The 1572-nt window shown below is 58.1% G+C and carries 1 protein-coding gene; it reads right to left on the reverse strand.

What is annotated here, in order from left to right; translation table 11 throughout:
- Window positions 1–1572, reverse strand: a 1572-nt coding sequence (locus ACXJ5O_RS26495; protein WP_457302508.1) for a S8 family serine peptidase, incomplete at both ends; no start/stop codon positions are given.

Here is a 1572-nt window from a genome sequence, read left to right on the forward strand (position 1 = left end):
CTGTAGTCCAGCAGCCCGATGATATAGCTGTATTCCGGCAGAACACGCTCGAACTGGCCGGACACGCCTTTTGTGGCCGTCAAGATGACGCCCTTGCGCAGGAAGTGGTTTTCAACCTGCTCCTTGCTCATCAGGGTTTTTTCGTTCTCGAGCGACACCGAGACGATGCCGCCGAGAAGTTCTGCTTCGCCATCGACGCTCAACAGGTCCGATTTCAACTCTCCCGCCTTATCCAGGTCGGGCGCGATTTCCACATCGTAGAAACTGCCCTTGGCGAACGTCGCGTCGCCTGTAACGGTCAATGTGCCAATGGAATGGCCGGGCGCCACATGGCCGCCCTCCCGCATGTCGAGATTGCCGAGCTTGCCGGTGCCGGAAAGCACCCCGCCGGCATTGACCGACGCCATATCCGAGAACCCGTCGATCCTCGCCGTTCCGCCATCGACGAACAGCCCGAGCGTCTTGCCGCTCTCCCCGACGCGCAGCGCACCGCCCTTGTTGACGTTCACATCGGCAGAACTGCCATCGACGGTGAACAGCCCGCTATCGTTGACGATGGCGCTGGAGATGATCGAGCCGCCCTCGGCGATGGCAAGCTCGCCGCCATCGACGATCGTGTCACCGCGCCAGGTGTTCTTGCCGCCAAGTGTCAGCGTGCCAGGGCCGGATTTGGTGAGGCCGGCCTCGTAGGTCTTCGCCGCGAGATAGGCCGTGCGGGTTTCGGTGGAAGCGAATTCACGCTCGGCCGCTACGACCGCTTCCTTAACGATATCTTGACGGAATTTTTCGAAGGAGCCTATGGTTGTTTTCTTAAAGTCTGCATACCAGATTTTTGCAAAACCTCCCCAACTACCGCGCTCCCGCCACTCCGGATACTTCTTCTCAAATCTTGCCTTGACTATCGAGGCTAGGGGATCGGCGGCAACAGCCGCTTCTTCTTGATCGATTGCCGTGCCGGTATCAGCGACTTTGAACAACTTGACCAGAAGTGCGTCGGCGGCTGCCCATGCGGCATCGCTGTACTGATTGGCGATATCGATGCGGACATTCTCCCTTTCCACATCGCCAAAACCCTTGTCCCACCCCCTCTCGGCCTTGCGCTGTTTCCAGGCAGCGACTTCCACAGCCTCGTCCGATTGCCGCTGGTCGAGCGCCACCTGCGATATATCGTTTACCCAAGTGTCGGCAACACCCTCACCGAGATTGGCGTTGAAGCGCGACAGGAACTGACCCGGGCCGGACATGGCTTTTTTCAGGTCGATCAAACCCCAGCCATAGACGTCGTCGGGTACTCCTTCAGAAGTTTTCCCCATGTGACTGGATGTAGTCAGCAGGACATCCCGCACCTGCGCGTTGGACAAATAGGGGTAGCGCTGCATGACCAGACCGAGTGCACCAAGGACATGAGGTGCGGCCGCGGACGTCCCGGTAAAATTCAGGTAGGATTCCTTTTTGTTGAGACCCTCTCCCTCAAACGAGGCCGTATTGGTGTTGTGCCCTGGAGCAGAAACACAATACCATTTCGTGTAGCCGCAATAGCTCGTATAGTAGGGAAGCTGCTTTTTTGCATCG

This window comes from Phyllobacterium sp. P5_D12 (assembly GCF_054049495.1).